Source organism: Streptomyces sp. NPDC020801 (assembly GCF_044334385.1).
In the GTDB taxonomy this organism is placed as follows: Bacteria; Actinomycetota; Actinomycetes; order Streptomycetales; family Streptomycetaceae; genus Streptomyces.
In genome coordinates, this window is record NZ_JBIRST010000005.1 from 99,114 (window position 1) to 114,358 (window position 15,245).

The following is a 15,245-nucleotide window of genomic DNA, read 5'->3' on the forward strand; positions in this document are numbered from 1 at the left end:
TCCCGTGGACCCGCTGCGGGCGCGACCGCTCATCCTGCCGTATCCGGCACGGCAGTTCGTACCGGGACCGGCGCGGCCGGCGGGATGCCCGGACGACGGATCAGACGATCCCTTCCGCCAGTTCGGCCTGGTCGCGGTCGGTGCCGTAGGCGGCGGCGGTGGGTGTGCCGTACGAACGGCGGGCCACGTACCACCACACACTGGCCAGGACCAGTACGACGGCGAGCGCCACGGACGCGTAGTTCATCGTGTCCACGGTCACCGGCGAGGCCTGTGGCAGACAGAACAGCACGGTGACCAAAGCCACCCACACCACCGCGACCCAGCCGACCGGCCGGCTCCACCGCCCCAGGTGCCACGGACCCGGCCGGAACCGGTCGCCGGCCCGCAGCCGCAGCAGTACGGGGATGGCGTACGCGGGCGTGATGCCGATGACGTTGATGGCGGTCACCGCCCCGTATGCGGTCGCCGAGTACAGCGAGGGCAGGGCCAGCAGGCAGGCGATGGCCACCGACAGCCACACCGCCGCGACCGGGGTCTGGGTACGGCTGCTGACCCGGCGCCACAGGCTCGAGCCGGGCAGGGCGCGGTCCCGGCTGAAGGCGAACACCATGCGGCTGGCGGCGGCGACCTCGGCGTTGCCGCAGAACAACTGGGCGACGATGACGACGAGCAGCAGCGCGCACGCACCGTCCGTGCCGAGCCCGTCGAGCAGGATCTGCGCGGGCGGGACGCCGGTGGCGCTGTTCCGGGTCGCGTCGTAGTCCTGGATGGCGAAGGTCAGACCCGCGAGCAGCACGAAGCCCGCGAGCCACGACACCCAGATGGAGCGCACGATGCCGCGCGCGGCCGAGACCGAGGCGTTGGCGGTCTCCTCGGACAGATGGGCGGAGGCGTCGTAGCCGGAGAAGGTGTACTGGGCGAGCAGCAGACCGATCGCGGCGACGTAGACGGGGTTGGACCAGCCGGTGTCGTCGACGAACGCGGTGAACACGAAGGACGGCGACCGGTGGTGGTCCGGCACGATCGCGAGCGCGCCCACGATCAGCGCCACGCCCGCCAGGTGCCACCACACCGACACCGAGTTGAGCACGCTGACCAGACGGACGCCGAACAGGTTCAGCACGGCGTGCAGCAGCAGGATCGCCACGAAGATCAGCATCGTCCTGCCCGGCGTCGGCTCGAAGCCCCACCGGAGGTTGGCGAAGGCGCCGGCGAACAGGGCCGCGCCGTAGTCGATGCCGGCGATCGCGCCGAGCAGGCCGAGCAGGTTCAGCCAGCCCGTGTACCAGCCCCAGCGGCGGCCGCCGAGCCGGTCGGCCATGTAGTACAGGGCGCCGGACGTCGGATACGCGCTGGTGACCTCGGCCAGTGCCAGCCCCACGCACAGCACGAACCCCCCGACGGCCGCCCAGCCCCACAGCATCACGGCGGGACCGCCGGTGCCCAGGCCGAAGCCGTACAGGGTCATGCAGCCGGACAGGACCGAGATCACCGAGAAGCTGATCGCGAAGTTGCCGAACCCGCCCATGCGGCGGGCCAGCACCGGGCGGTAGCCGAGGTCGCGCAGCCGTTGTTCCTCGTCGTGCTGGGCGGGGCCGCGGGGAGTCGGTTCGAAGGTGCGGGCCATGCGGAAACCTCCGAGGGGATCGGCGGAAGGTGGTGTCTTCGGCTAGGGGTGCCCGGGATCGTCCGCAGCCGCCCGGCAGCGGGTCCGGGCCTGGAGGAAGACCTCCACGGCGCGGGCCGGTCCGGCCGGAGGGGCGGTGCGGTGGGCCCAGGGCAGGGGCGTCCAGTACGGGCCCAGCGCGTCGAACACCCGAGCGGCGTCCCGGAACCGCAGGGCGCCCCACAGCGCGTGGGCCAGATGGTTGAGGTCCAGCGGGGAGCGCTCGGCGGTGCCGGTGTGCGCGAACCAGTTGTCCAGCGCCTCGCCCGCCTCACGGGTGGCGTCCTCCGCCACCCAGTGCAGGTCCAGCGCCGCGTCCTGCCCGCCGTCGAGCCGGTAGCGTTCGACCCGCACGTACAGCGGCAGCACGTGCAGCGCCGAGCCGGGCGGCGCGGCCGCAGCGGCCCAGTGGGCGTATCCGGAGGCGTCCGCCGCGCGGTCGGCGGACCCGCGCGCGTAGAGGAACTGCAGCATCCGGTGGTGGGCCTCGCGGTTGTGCGGGTCGCGCTTGCCGGCCTCGGCGAGCAGCCCCCACGGGCCCACGGGCAGTGTCGGCTCCGGCGGAGGCTGGCGGTGCTCCTCCCAGCGCAGTTCCCGGTCGAGCTGGGCGAGCGCCAGCAGGCACACCCACGGCACCGGGTCCTGCGGGGCGATCCGGCTGGCGGTGTGGCTCGCGTCCCACGCCTCGATCCACAGCTCGTGCGTACGGCGGTGGCGCTCGCGCCGGGCCCGCAGCGCGCGCTCGACGGCGACCCGCCCGTGCATCACGGCGGCCGGAACGCTCTCCGGCTCCTCCGCCCGCCATGCGCGGACCACGTCGGTGCCCGCGGCCGCCGCCGCCAGGACCTGGGTGCGCCGGGTCCACTGCCACCAGGCCGTGGTCCGCTCCAGCAGGTCCCGCATCGCCAGCCAGCGCCCGGTGCGCAGATCCTGCAGGGCGGTGCGCAGCTCCGTGTCGTGGCCGGCCGGGTCGTAGCCGGGACGTGCTCCCCTGCCGGCCATCAGCCGTCCGCTCCCGGCCCGGGCCGGGACAGGACGGCACAGTGGAGTAACAACAGCCCTCCCCAGGGCGGGGGTCGAGGAGCGGTGCCGGTCGGCGGTCACTATAGAGGCGCACGTTCCGGATCACCGCGCCTTTACCGTTCCTCCTGAACTCCGTTATGCACTCGCAGAGTTGGGTGCCGGCGGGCGCTTCTTGACGGGTGCGGCGGGCGGCGGCAGGCTGTCGTGCGAACGATCGGGCAAGGGGACGGCGCGGGCGGAAGGGGTGGGATGACGGGTCCGGTGCTCGCCGTGGACCAGGGCACGTCAGGTACCAAGGCGCTGGTCGTCTGCCCCGAACGCGGAGTCATCGGCACCGGGTTCGCCGCCGTGCGCCCCCGGCATCTGCCCGGCGGCCTGGTCGAGGCCGACCCCGCCGAGCTGTACGCCTCCGTGCTCGACGCCGGACGCCGTGCCATCGCGGAGGCGGGCGAGCCCGTGACGGCGATGGGGCTGGCCAACCAGGGCGAGACCGTGCTCGCCTGGGAGCCGTCGGCCGGCCGGCCGCTGACCGCCGCACTGGTCTGGCAGGACCGGCGAGCCGAGAGTGTCAGTGCCGAACTCACCGGGTATGCCGAGGAGTTGCGGCAGCTGACCGGGCTGCCCCTCGACCCCTACTTCGCCGCGCCCAAGATGGCCTGGATCCGCCGCCGGCTCACCCGCGACGGCGTGGTCACCACCTCCGACGCCTGGCTGGTCCACCGGCTCACCGGTGCCTTCGTCACCGACGCGGCGACCGCCGGGCGCACCCAGCTGCTCGACCTCGACCGGGCCGTGTGGTCGCCGCGCGCCCTGGAGGTGTACGGGCTGGCGCGGGAACGGCTCCCGGAGGTCGTGGACTGCGCGGCCCGGGTCGGCACGACCACCGCCTTCGGTCCCGAGATCCCGCTCACCGGCCTGATCGTCGACCAGCAGGCCGCCCTCCTCGCCCAGCGGATCACCGGGCCCGGCGGCGCCAAGTGCACCTACGGCACCGGGGCGTTCCTGCTCGCACACACCGGGGACACGCCCCGGCGCGGGGAGTCGGGGCTGGTGAGCTGTGTCGCCTGGCGGCTGGCCGGGCGCACCCGTTACTGCCTGGACGGCCAGGTGTACACCGCGGCCTCCGCCGTGCGCTGGCTCACCGACCTCGGCGTCATCGCCGGACCCGAGGACCTCGATCCCGTGGGCGGTGCCGTGCCCGACACCGGCGGCGTCACCTTCGTCCCCGCACTGGCCGGGCTGGCCGCCCCCTGGTGGCGCGGCGACCTGCGCGGCTCCCTGACCGGACTCGGCCTGGACACCACCCCCGGGCACCTGGTCCGCGCCCTGTGCGAGGGCCTCGCCGCCCAGGTCGTCGCCCTCGCCGAGGCCGCCGCGACCGACCTCGGCGCCCCCGTGGAGATGCTCCGCGCCGACGGCGGCCTGACCCGCTCCGCCCTGCTCATGCAGACCCAGGCCGACCTGCTGCAACGCCCCGTCGAGGTGTCCGCGCTGCCCGACGCGACCGCGCTCGGCGCGGCCGCCCTCGCCCGGCTCGGAGCCGACCCCCACCTGACCGTCGAGGACACCCTGCCCGACTGGAAACCGGCCGCCGTGTACGAACCGCGCATCACCCCCGACGAGGCCGCCGACCGCCTCGGCGCCTTCCGCGCCGCCGTCGCCGCCCTGCTGGCCTCATGACGGTCACCACGCGGGGGACGCTGCCGGGAGGGACGTACGACGTCGTGATCACCGGCGCCGGAGTCGTCGGCTGCGCGATCACGCGCGAACTGACCCGCCACCCGGCCCTGCGGGTCGCCCTCGCCGAGGCCCGGGACGACGTCGGCCAGGGCACATCGAAGGCCAACACCGCTATCCTGCACACGGGTTTCGACGCGGTGCCCGGCTCCCTGGAGGCCCGCCTCGTCCGCACCGGCTCCCGGCTGCTGGCCGCCTACGCCGCCGAGTCCGGCATCCCCGTCGAACCGGTCGGCGCGCTGCTCGTCGCCTGGAACGAGGACCAGCTCGGCGCGCTGCCGCGCCTCGCCGAGAAGGCCGAGCGCAACGACTGCCACGACACGCGCATCATCGGCCCCGGCGAGCTGTACGCACGCGAGCCGCACCTCGGCCCCGGCGCCCTCGCCGCGCTGCACGTGCCCGGCGAGAGCATCCTGTGCCCCTGGACGACGGCCCTGGCCTACGCCACCCAGGCGGTCCGCGGCGGAGCCGACCTGCACCTCGACTGCCGTGTGGAGAAGGTGACCCGGCGCGAGGGTGCGCACGAACTCGGCACCACCCGGGGCACCCTGCGCACCCGCTTCCTCGTCAACGCGGCCGGACTGCACGCCGACGCCCTCGACCGGCACCTCGGCCACCGCGACTTCACCGTCACCCCGCGCCGCGGCCAGCTCATGGTCTTCGACAAGCTCGCCCGGCCGCTGGTCCGCCACATCCTGCTGCCCGTGCCCACCGCCCTCGGCAAGGGCGTACTGGTCGCCCCCACCGTGTACGGCAACGTCCTGCTCGGTCCCACCGCCGAGGACCTCGACGACAAACGGGCCACCGGCTCGACGGCCGAGGGCCTGGCCGCACTGCGCGAGCAGGGCCGCCGCATCCTGCCCGGGCTGCTCCAGGAGGAGGTCACCGCGGTCTACGCCGGTCTGCGCGCCGCCACCGAGCACGACGACTACCGCATCCGCGCCCACCCCGGGCAGGCGTACGTCACCGTAGGCGGCATCCGCTCCACCGGTCTGACCGCCTCCCTCGCCATCGCCGCCCATGTCACGGAGCTGCTCACCGGCATGGGTCTCGACGCCGGTCCGGCCCGGGAACCGGCGCCGGTGCGGATGCCGAACCTCGGCGAGGCCTTCCCGCGCCCGTACCAGCGGGCCGGCCTCATCGCCGGCGATCCCGAGTACGGCACCCTGGTCTGCCACTGCGAGCGCGTCTCGCGCGGTGAGATCCGCGACGCGCTCAGCAGTACGATCCCGCCGCGCGGCCTCGACGGACTGCGCCGGCGCACCCGGGCCGGCGCGGGCCGCTGCCAGGGCTTCCACTGCGGGGCCGCGGTGCGGGCGCTGTTCGAGGGAGCCGGGAGATGAGCGGCGTACGGCGGGTGGACGTGCTGGTCGTCGGTGCCGGTCCCGCCGGGCTCGCGGCCGCCGCCCGGCTGGCCGCGGCGGGCGCGGGCCGCGTGGAGGTCCTGGAGCGGGAGCAGCACCCCGGGGGAGTGCCCCGTTGCTGTGCCCACGGCGGCTTCGGGACCTGGCTGCACCCGCTGACCGGCCCGGCATACGCCCGCCTGCTCACCCGGGGCGCGGTGCGCTCCGGGGCGGTCGTGCGGACCGGGGTGAGCGCGCTCGACTGGGCGGGGCCGCGGGCGCTGACGACCGTGGGCCCCGGCGGTCCGGATACCGTCGAGGCCGGGGCGGTCGTCCTGGCCACGGGCGCCCGCGAACGGCCCCGTGCGGCACGGCTGGTGCCGGGCACCCGGCCCGCCGGGGTGTACACGACGGGCGAGCTGCAGCAGGCGGTGCACGGTTTCGGACAGCACATCGGCACCCGCGCCGTGGTCGTCGGCGCGGAGGACGTCTCCTACGCGGCCGCCGCCACCGTACGGGCGTCGGGAGCCGAGGTCGTCGCCCTGGTCACCGAACTGCCCCGCGCCCGGACCGGGGCCCTGCGCGCCCTGGACGCCCGGCTGCGCCAGGGCATGGCGCTGCTCACGGACACCACGGTCACCGAACTCCTCGGCCACGGACGGCTGTCCGGCGTCCGGGTACGCCACCGGGACGGCCGCGGGGCCGTACTGCCCTGCGACACCGTGGTGTTCACCGGCGACTTCGTGCCCGACCACGAACTGGCGCGGCGCGGCGGACTCGCGCTGGACCCCGGCGCGCGGGGCCCCGCCGTCGACGGCGGGCTGCGCACCTCGCGCCGGGGCGTGTTCGCGGTGGGGAGCGTGCTGCACCCCGTGGAGAGCGCGGCGACCGCGGCCCGCGAGGGTGCCCACGCGGCCGGCGCGGTACGGCAGTGGCTGACGGGCGGCGAGTGGCCGGCGTCCGTGCCGCTGACGGCCGAGGCGCCCCTGCGCTGGATCGCCCCGCACCGCGTCACCCCGGCCGACCGCCATGGCCGCTACCTCCTGCGCACCGCCGCCCCGCTCACCCGCCCGGTCCTGCACATCACCCAGGACGGCCGCCGGCTGGACCGGGTACGCCTGCCGCTGCCCGTGGCCGTCCCGCACCGCCCGATTACCCTGACGGCGCGCTGGGCCGGTCGGGTCGACCCGGCGGGCGGGCCGGTGCGGGTGACGGCCGGGTGAGGATCAGCCGCCGGTGAACGAGCCGTGCCGGCCCGCCCCCGAGGCGAACCGGGCGGCGCCTTCCAGGCTGTCGGCCAGCACGCCCACGCCGTGCCTCAGTTCGCCGCGCAGGGCGGCCTCCTCGTCCAGCCCCTCCTGGTCCAGCACGGAGGCGCGGTCGGAGCGCAGGCAGCCCTGCGGGAACCGGGCGATCACGGCGGCCAGTTCCTCGGCCTCCGCGCGCGCCCGCCCGGTGGGCACGACGCGGTTCGCCAGACCCATCTCGAAGGCCTCCCGGGCCGGGACCGGCCGGCCGGTGAGGATCATGTCCAGGGCGCGGCCGGTGCCGATCAGCCGGGGCAGCCGGACCGTGCCGCCGTCGATCAGCGGTACGCCCCAGCGGCGGCAGAAGACCCCGAAGACGGCGTCCTCCTCCGCCACCCGCAGATCGCACCACAGCGCCAGCTCCAGGCCGCCCGCCACGGCGTGCCCCGCGACCGCCGCGATCACCGGCTTGGACAGCCGCATCCGTGTCGGGCCCATCGGGCCGTCGCCGTCCTCGGCGACCCGGTTGCCGCGTCCGGTGCCGATCGCCTTCAGGTCCGCGCCCGCGCAGAACGTGCCGCCCTCACCCCACAGCACGGCCGCCCGGGCGGTCTCGTCCGCCTCGAACTCGCGGAAGACGGCGGCGAGTTCCGTGGCCGTGGGGCCGTCCACCGCGTTGCGGGCCCCGGGGCGGGAGAGGACCACCGTGGTGACGTGTTCCCGGCGCTCGATACGGACCGGCATGGCGAGGACCTCCTGCTGGGTGACGAGAGCGGCAGGTTACTCCTCGGTCACCTGGTCCCGCCCGACCCGGGCGGCCTCAGATGACCTTCAGCCGCACCAGCGCGCCGAGCGTCAGCGCCCCCGGCAGCAGCGGCAGCCAGACCGTGATGATCCGGTAGGCCAGCACCACCGCGGTGGCGACCGCGACCGGGCCGCCCGCCGCCACCAGCGCCACGACGAGTGCCGCCTCGACCGAGCCGAGCCCGCCCGGCGTGGGCACCAGCGCGACGGCGACCGTCGCCGCCAGATACGCCAGCGCCATGTGCGCGGGCGGCACCGGCAGCCCCATCGCCCTTCCCACCGCGACCAGTCCGGCCGCCTGCAGCACCGGGAAGGCGAGCGAGCCGCCCCACAGCGCCAGCGCCCGCGCCGGACGGGAGTGCACCGAGCGCGCCTCGCTCAGCGCGGTGCGCAGGAAGGCGGCCGCCGCCGAGCGCAGCCGTCGCAGGCACAGCAGGGCGCCCGCCGGCGCGGCAAGGGCCGCTCCCGCGCCGAGCAGCAGCGGCCCCGCCGCGCCCGCCGGCAGCAGGGCACCCGGACGCAGCGCGTCCGGGAAGGCGAGGAACAGGGCGGCCAGCAGGGTCAGCCGGGTGACCGACTCCGCGAGGAGGTACAGGGCCAGCGCGGCCGAGGACCGGGCGAGGGGGACCCCGCACACGGTCAGGAACCGCAGGTTCACCGCGCCCGCGCCCAGGCCCGTCGGTAGCAGGTGATTGGCGGCGCCGGCCGCGAACTGGGTGGCCAGCAGCCGTCGTCTGGGCAGCCGCTGAACGACTGCGCCCTGCCGGGTGACCGCCGCGGCGACCCAGGTCAGACAGGTGGCGCCGGCCGCGGCCAGCAGCCACGGCCACTGGGCGCCCCTGAGGTGCCCGAAGCCCTCGGCCAGCACGGAGCGGTGCCGCACCGCGGCCACGGTGACCAGCACGAGCGGGACCAGGCACAGGACACGGCGGACGGGGACGCGCCGGGGAAGGCGCCTCGGCGGGAGATCGGGGAGTTCGGCCGCTGTCACATTCGAAGAGGTTCTCCGCGCCGCGCCAACGGCGGGTTGCGCAATCGGGGACGGCGCCTTACGGCCGGGGAGCGGCTGGGGAGGCGGAGCCGTCGCACCCCGCACGGCAAAGGGATTGACCTCAATGTTGCTTGAGGTCCTAGGTTCTCCTCCATGAGCATGGAGACCACCGCCTGGACGCAGCTGCACAGCGTCATGAACGCCCAGCAGGAGCGCCGCCCCTTCGCCCGCGCGACACTGCGCCGCATCGGGGCGTTCGCCCACCCGCACCGCCGCCGCATCGCGCAGTTCGTCGCCCTGGGGGTGGTGACCGCACTGCTCGCCGTGGCGACCCCCGTCCTCGCCGGCCGCGTCGTCGACGCGATCGTGTCTCACGGCGACCAGGACACGGTCGTACACCTCGCCCTGCTCATCGCCCTGATCGCGGTGGCCGAGGCGGCGCTCGGCATCCTCGGCAGACGACTGTCGGCGACGCTCGGGGAGGGACTGATCCTCGATCTGCGGACAGCTGTGTTCGATCATGTGCAGCGCATGCCGGTCGCGTTCTTCACACGCACTCGTACGGGAGCGCTCGTCTCCCGTCTCAACAACGACGTCATCGGCGCCCAGCGCGCTTTCAGCAACACCCTGTCCGGCGTGGTGAGCAACGTGGTCACGCTGCTGCTCACGCTCGCCGTGATGCTCACCCTGTCCTGGCAGATCACGCTGCTCGCCCTGGTGCTGCTGCCGGTGTTCGTGATCCCGGCCCGGCGGATGGGCAGCCGGATGGCCCGCATGCAGCGCGAGGCCGCCACGCTCAACGCGGCGATGGGCACCCGCATGACCGAGCGGTTCTCGGCCCCCGGCGCCACCCTGGTCAAGCTCTTCGGCCGCCCCGAGGAGGAGTCGGCGGAGTTCGCCGCCCGTGCCCGCCGGGTCCGCGACATCGGCATCCGTACGGCGACCGCCCAGTCCGCGTTCATCACCGCGCTGACCCTGGTCTCCTCCCTGGCGCTGGCCCTGGTCTACGGCCTCGGCGGGTACTTCGCCCTGCGCGGCACCCTGCAGCCGGGCGCCGTGGTGTCCCTGGCCCTCCTGCTGACCCGGCTGTACGCGCCGCTCACCGCGCTCGCCGGTGCACGCGTGGAGGTGATGAGCGCCCTGGTCAGCTTCGAGCGGGTCTTCGAGGTGCTCGACCTGAAACCGCTGATCGAGGAGAGGCCGGATGCCCGCGAGGTGCCGGAGGGCCCCGTCGCGGTCGAGTTCGACGGCGTCCGCTTCGGCTACCCGTCCGCCGACAAGGTCTCCCTCGCCTCCCTGGAGGAGGTCGCCACCCTCGACACCCGCGACGGCGCCGAGGTGCTGCACGGTGTCTCCTTCCGTGCCGAGCCCGGCCGGACCGTCGCGCTGGTCGGCTCCTCCGGCGCCGGCAAGTCGACGATCGCGCAGCTGCTGCCGCGGCTGTACGACGTCGACGAGGGCGCCGTGCGCATCGGCGGCGTCGACGTGCGTGACCTGAGTTCCGCCGCCCTGCGCGCCACCCTCGGCATGGTCACCCAGGACGGCCACCTCTTCCACGACTCGGTGCGCGCCAACCTGCTGCTGGCCCGTCCCTCGGCGAGCGACGCGGAACTGTGGGACGCCCTGCGCCGGTCCCGCCTCGACGACCTCGTACGCTCCCTGCCCGACGGCCTGGACACGGTGGTCGGTGAGCGCGGCTACCGTCTGTCCGGCGGCGAACGCCAGCGCATGACCATCGCCCGGCTGCTGCTGGCCCGCCAGCGGGTGGTCATCCTCGACGAGGCCACCGCGCACCTCGACAACACCTCGGAGGCCGCCGTATAGGAGGCACTCACCGAGGCCCTGGCGGGCCGCACCGCGGTCGTGATCGCCCACCGGCTGTCCACCGTGCGGGCCGCGGACCTGATCCTGGTCGTCGAGGCGGGCCGGATCGTCGAACGCGGCACCCACGACGAACTCCTGGCGGCGGGCGGCCGGTACGCGGAGCTCTACCGCACCCAGTTCGAGCAGCGCCCGGACGAGGAGGAGAGGGACGTCACGGCGGCCGGCGAAGCGGTGGCGTAGCCGCTGCGTGCCGCGCGCCCCTGTGCGCGACCGCCCCTGCCCACCCCCCTGAGCGGTGGGCCCTGTGGTCCCGATGAGAGGGCCGAGCGGCCCCCGCCCACGGGCCGGTCCGCCCAGGTCCGCGTTCGTTGACAAAGGTTAGCCTCGCCTCACTGATCCCCTGCGGGGTGGCTCGTCGCGGTATGGCGGAGACATGAATGAACAGCGTTGACCGGGAATGTGACCAGCAGGCGGGCGGCCGGGCGGCCGCCGTCCCCCGCGCCGGGTGGTGTTCCCTGGCGGATCTGGCGCCCGGTGCGCGGGCGGTGGTGACGGAGGTCGTCGTCGACGAGGCGCCGTCCGTGGCAAGGCGGTTGCACGACCTGGGGTTCGGTCCCGGCGCGGTGGTGGAGGTGGTGCGCCGGGCGCCGCTGCGCGACCCCGTGGTCTACCGGGTCAAGGACTACGAGGTGTGCCTGCGCCGGGCACAGGCCGCCTGCGTGCGAGTCGTCGCCGAGGCGCAGCGGTGAGCGCGGGCTGCCACGGTGCCGGCGGCGCGGGGGCGAGCGCGGCGGGGGCGGGCACGGAGGCGGGCCCGGACCGGGCGCCGCGGATCGCCCTGGTCGGCAGCCCCAACGCGGGCAAGACCAGCGTCTTCAACAGCCTGACGGGGCTGCGCGCCAAGACCGGCAACTACCCGGGTGTGACCGTGTCCCGGTTCCTCGGAGAGTGCCGTGCCGACGGCCGTACCTACGTCGTCGAGGATCTGCCGGGCACCTACGGCCTGGAACCGGTCAGTCCCGACGAGCGGATCACCGTCGACGTCCTGCACGGCCGGCTGGAGGGGGCCGGCCGGCCGGACGCGCTGCTGGTCGTGGTGGACGCCACCACGCTGCGGCGGTCGCTGGGGTTCGTCGCCCAGGTCCTGGCCGGCGGACTGCCCACCTGTGTGCTCGTGACGTTCGTCGACGAGCTGACCCGCCGTCAGGGCCGCCTGGACGTCGACGCGTTGTCGCAGGCCATCGGCGTGCCGGTGCTGCCGGTGATCGGCCACCGCGGCCACGGCATCGGTCCGGTGCGCGAGCGGCTCGCCGGCTGGAGCACCTGGCCCGTCCCGGCCGTGGCGCCACCGGACGAACCGGGGGAGCGGGACGCCTGGGTGAAGTCGGTGCTGGCCTTCGCCGGCTACCGGCCCCCCGAGCGCCACCGGATCACCCGGCGCGTCGACGCCGTGCTGCTGCACCCGGTGGCGGGCACGGTGGTGTTCCTCGCGGTGATGGTGCTGTTCTTCCAGACCGTCTTCACCCTGGCCGCCCCGCTGCAGGACGCGGTGGCGGCGCTCTTCGCACGGCTGTCGGGCCTGGTCGCCGCCCACGTCGGCAATCCATGGGCGGCCGGGCTGCTGGGGGACGCCCTCATCGGCGGCGTCGGCGGGGTGCTGGTCTTCGTCCCGCAGATCGTGCTGCTGTTCCTGCTGCTGGCCCTGCTCGAAGGCGTGGGCTACATGGCGCGGGCCGCGTTCCTGATGGACCGGGTGATGGCCCGCTTCGGGCTGGAGGGCCGCGCATTCGTGGCGCTGCTGTCGTCGTTCGCCTGCGCTATCCCCGGCATCATGGCCACCCGCACCCTGCCCTCGGCCAGGGACCGGCTGGCCACGATGATGGCCGCGCCGCTGATGACCTGCTCGGCCCGGCTGCCCGTCTACGTGCTGCTCATCGGCCTGCTGGTCGACCCGTCCGCCGAGGTCGGCCCGTTCGGCGCGCAGGGTCTGGTCATGTTCGGTCTGTACCTGCTCGGCGCCCTCTCCGCGCTGCTGGCCGCCTGGGCGTTCAAGAGACTCGGCGACCGCGGGGCCCCGGCGGTGCCGTTCTTCATGGAGATGCCGCCCTACCGGCTGCCCGCCCCGCGCGCTGTCCTGATCGCGATGTGGTCCTCCGCGCGTTCCTTCCTGCGCAAGTGCTCGACGGTCATCGTCACCACCAGCATCGTGCTGTGGCTGCTGCTCAACCTGCCGCTGCACCCGGCCGCGCAGCTGCGCGCGGCCGGCGTCGACACCACCGACACGACCTCCGTGTCCGCCTACACCGTCGACCACAGCTACGCCGCGGGCCTCGGCCGCCTGGTCGCCCCCGTCTTCGACCCGCTGGGCTTCGACTGGCGCGTCAACGTCGGCGTACTGTCCGCCCAGTCAGCCCGGGAGACGTTCGTCGCCACCCTGGGACAGGTGGCCGCCGCCGGGGACCCCGAACAGCCTTCCCGCGCGCTGCGCGCCATGACCCGTCCCGACGGGCCGCACGCCGGAGAGCCGGTGTTCACGCCCGCCACCGTCGCCGCGCTGCTGGTCTACTTCGTGTACGCGCTGCAGTGCATGGCCACGGTGGCGGTGCTGCGCCGGGAGAGCGGTACCTGGAAATGGCCGGCGGTCGCCTTCGCCTACCTGACCGTGCTGGCCTGGCTGATGGCCTACCTGGCCCGTACGGTCACCCTCCTCCTTGGCGGGTGAGCGCGGCGGTGATTCCCATGCATCCCCAGCCGGTGCCCGGCCGGCCCGACCGGCTGCGCTGGATGATCCCCGCCGGCACCCTCACCGGCACCGGCCCGCCGGCCGGGGTGCCCGCGCCGCTGGCCGCGCTCCTGGCCGACGGCACCCTCACCGGGGTCACGGTGGAGCCGGCCGCGGTCGTCACCGTCCTCGGTACGGACCGCCACTGGACCCAGGAGGGACCCCGGGTGCGCACCGCGCTGCACGCCGCCCTCGACGACCCCACCGGCTGGATCCTTCCCGCCGGCACCGGCCCCCGCCGGGACGACGCACTGCTGTACGCCGCGGCACGCGACGTCCTCGCCGGGCCGGTGGGTGACTTCGCCCGCTCCCACGGCGGCCGCATCGACCTCGTCGACGTGCGCGACGGAATCGTCACCGTGCGCCTCGGCGGCGCCTGCAACGGCTGCCCCGCCGCCTGGTTCACGCTCCACCAGCGCCTGGAACGCGAGCTGCGCCGACACCACCCCGGTCCGCTGGAAGTGCGCAACCCGGCCTCACCGTGGGCCCCGGGCGGGGGCCGGTGAGGCCAGAATCCCGTGCCCGGTACGGCTGTTCGGCCCTTGGCCCGACCGCCGGAGGGGGACCAGTGGACCGTGTGACCAGGTCCATTCGGCCCAGGCGAGGGCGGTGCGGGGCCGCGATGCTGGCATCTGACCGGCCCGGCGGGTGCCGTGGATCGCCGCCTCCGGCCCCCGCCCGGCCGCGTCGTCGGCCATGACCCGTTGGAGACGCCGCTCATGAACGCGCCCGCCCAGGAGGGCCAGGACGTGAACGACCAGCAGGAGCAAGCCGGTTGTGGGTGCGGCGGTACGGAGGAGGCCGGCTCGCCCGAACCGGGCCCGAGGCGGGCGCCCCACCCTTGCCGCGTCACGGCCCCCGGCGCCCAGCGGGCCGTCGTCGCCGACATCCTTCGCGCCGCCTCCGCCGTCCGGCAGCACGTGGAGAGCTCCGTGCTGCGCGGCCCCGAGCTGAACTGGACGGCGTTCCTGGTGCTCTGGGTCGTCTGGACCTGGGGCGAGTCCGAGACCCGGCACATCGCCGAGGAGGCACGCATCTCCAAGGGCACGCTCACCGGCATCTCGCGCACGCTGGAGCGGAGGGGCCTCCTCACAAGGTCCGTTCACCCCTGCGACCGCAGGCTCGTGCTGCTCGGCCTCACCGAGGAGGGAGAGGCGCTGATGCGGCGGGTGTTCCCGGAGTTCGACCAGGAGGAGACGTTCGTGACCGCGCGGCTCAGCGACGAGGAGTGCCGGAGCGTCGCGCAGGGGCTGCGGCGGATCGTCCGCCAGGTCGAGGACCGGGGCGGGCAGGGCCGCCTAGCCCCGGGCGACGGCGCGGCACCGGTGACCCGCCACGGCGGACGCCGGCCGGAGAACTGACGAGGCGGAAACCACGTCACGAGCAAGGCGCGCCACGCAGTCGGCGCGCCTTGCTCGTCCTCGGCTGGTCGTGCTCGTCCTCGGCTGGTCGTGCTCGTACGCGGCCGGTCGTGCTCGTACGCGGTCGCGGGGACCGCGGGCGGCTCGCTCCGCGCCGAACCTGCCGCTCGGACCGGCCCGGCGCGCCGGGGCCACGAAAAGACAGGGGGCGGCTGCTCGCCCGCCGCGGCGTGTGGCAGGATGCGGGCGACGGATGCGGAGGAACTCCGGTGCGGGCCCCACGGCCCAACTCCGGGGCGGGCCCGCCACTGTGACCGGGGAGCCGCCTCCCACCGATGGCCACTGGCAGCCGGCGTGAGCCGGGGGCCGGGAAGGCCGGGAGCCGGCGTCGGTGCTCGGGCCGTACGGGCCGGGTACCGGTATCCGGGAGCCAGGATATTCCGCCCGTCCCGCAGCCAGGCACT

General features: G+C 75.0%; 11 protein-coding genes, 1 pseudogene and 1 riboswitch. Of the genes and pseudogenes, 8 read left to right on the forward strand and 4 right to left on the reverse strand.

Translation table 11 applies throughout. The features are described 5' to 3' along the window. Positions 1–100: 100 nt before the first annotated feature. Entirely contained in the window at positions 101–1,630 is a 1,530-nt protein-coding gene (locus ACH4UM_RS12490; RefSeq protein ID WP_398176924.1) for an amino acid permease, read from the reverse strand. A 42-nt stretch (positions 1,631–1,672) separates the two neighbouring features. Continuing rightward, positions 1,673–2,671, reverse strand: coding sequence for a hypothetical protein (locus ACH4UM_RS12495; protein ID WP_398176926.1), 999 nt, complete (start codon positions 2,669–2,671; stop codon positions 1,673–1,675). Positions 2,672–2,941: 270 nt separating this feature from the next. Here ACH4UM_RS12495 and ACH4UM_RS12500 point away from each other — a divergent pair, with 270 nt between their 5' ends. From ACH4UM_RS12500 to ACH4UM_RS12510, 3 genes are read left to right on the forward strand one after another with little or no spacing between them, the layout of a single operon-like run. After that, on the forward strand, positions 2,942–4,372 hold the full coding sequence (locus ACH4UM_RS12500; protein ID WP_398176928.1) for an FGGY family carbohydrate kinase: 1,431 nt from the start codon (positions 2,942–2,944) through the stop codon (positions 4,370–4,372). Further along, entirely contained in the window at positions 4,369–5,772 is a 1,404-nt protein-coding gene (locus ACH4UM_RS12505) for an FAD-dependent oxidoreductase (RefSeq protein ID WP_398176930.1), read from the forward strand. Before ACH4UM_RS12500 ends, ACH4UM_RS12505 begins: the two co-directional genes overlap by 4 nt. Next, complete coding sequence (locus tag ACH4UM_RS12510; RefSeq protein WP_398176932.1) at positions 5,769–6,995, forward strand: NAD(P)/FAD-dependent oxidoreductase; 1,227 nt, start codon at positions 5,769–5,771, stop codon at positions 6,993–6,995. The genes ACH4UM_RS12505 and ACH4UM_RS12510 overlap by 4 nt, the downstream gene beginning before the upstream one ends. Positions 6,996–6,998: 3 nt before the next feature. On the opposite strand, the gene ACH4UM_RS12515 is transcribed toward ACH4UM_RS12510, so the two are convergent. After that, entirely contained in the window at positions 6,999–7,763 is a 765-nt protein-coding gene (locus ACH4UM_RS12515) for a crotonase/enoyl-CoA hydratase family protein (RefSeq protein WP_398176934.1), read from the reverse strand. 76 nt (positions 7,764–7,839) lie between these two features. After that, positions 7,840–8,814: a YbhN family protein gene (locus ACH4UM_RS12520; protein WP_398176936.1), complete on the reverse strand. Its 975-nt coding sequence runs from the start codon at positions 8,812–8,814 to the stop codon at positions 7,840–7,842. A gap of 153 nt (positions 8,815–8,967) precedes the next feature. On the opposite strand from ACH4UM_RS12520, the pseudogene ACH4UM_RS12525 reads away from it, so the two are divergent. The 5 genes and pseudogenes from ACH4UM_RS12525 to ACH4UM_RS12545 all read left to right on the forward strand — a co-directional run bounded on the left by ACH4UM_RS12525 (position 8,968) and on the right by ACH4UM_RS12545 (position 14,781). Continuing rightward, positions 8,968–10,878: pseudogene (locus ACH4UM_RS12525) on the forward strand (ABC transporter ATP-binding protein). Positions 10,879–11,075: 197 nt separating this feature from the next. Beyond that, on the forward strand, positions 11,076–11,387 hold the full coding sequence (locus ACH4UM_RS12530; protein WP_398176938.1) for a ferrous iron transport protein A: 312 nt from the start codon (positions 11,076–11,078) through the stop codon (positions 11,385–11,387). Then, entirely contained in the window at positions 11,384–13,360 is a 1,977-nt protein-coding gene (locus ACH4UM_RS12535; protein WP_398176940.1) for a ferrous iron transporter B, read from the forward strand. The genes ACH4UM_RS12530 and ACH4UM_RS12535 overlap by 4 nt, the downstream gene beginning before the upstream one ends. A gap of 17 nt (positions 13,361–13,377) precedes the next feature. Continuing rightward, positions 13,378–13,926 (forward strand): NifU family protein, encoded by a 549-nt coding sequence (locus ACH4UM_RS12540; protein ID WP_398176942.1) that lies wholly within the window; start codon positions 13,378–13,380, stop codon positions 13,924–13,926. Between the two features lie 213 nt (positions 13,927–14,139). Continuing rightward, a complete protein-coding gene (locus ACH4UM_RS12545; protein ID WP_398176944.1) occupies positions 14,140–14,781 on the forward strand; it encodes a MarR family winged helix-turn-helix transcriptional regulator in 642 nt (213 codons plus the stop codon). Between the two features lie 258 nt (positions 14,782–15,039). Beyond that, positions 15,040–15,222: riboswitch (cobalamin riboswitch) on the forward strand. The last annotated feature ends 23 nt before the right edge of the window (positions 15,223–15,245 follow it).